At 67.3% G+C, this 263-nt stretch carries 1 protein-coding gene; it reads left to right on the forward strand.

Annotated features, from left to right (window positions below; genetic code table 11):
- Nucleotides 1–263, forward strand: a 263-nt coding sequence (locus ACZ3HG_RS23990; RefSeq protein ID WP_465334910.1) for an SDR family oxidoreductase, incomplete at both ends; no start/stop codon positions are given.

The raw sequence follows: 263 nt of genomic DNA on the forward strand, positions 1-263 counted from the left end.
TGCTGGCGCAGGGCGGCGGATCCATCATCAACACCGCCTCGTCCCTCGGGCAGGTCGCCATCGCCCACCAGTCCGCCTACGTCACGTCGAAGCACGGCGTCATCGGCCTCACCCGAGCCGCCGCGGTGGAGTACTCCGACAAAGGCATCCGCGTGAACGCAGTGCTGCCCGGGGTGATCCAGACGCCAATGATAGACGCGCTGGAGGAGACCTACCCCGGCTTCAAGGACGCGCTGCTGACGAAGCACCCGATCGGCCGACTC

The sequence above is a fragment of the Erwinia sp. PME.40.26/001 genome (assembly GCF_055556675.1).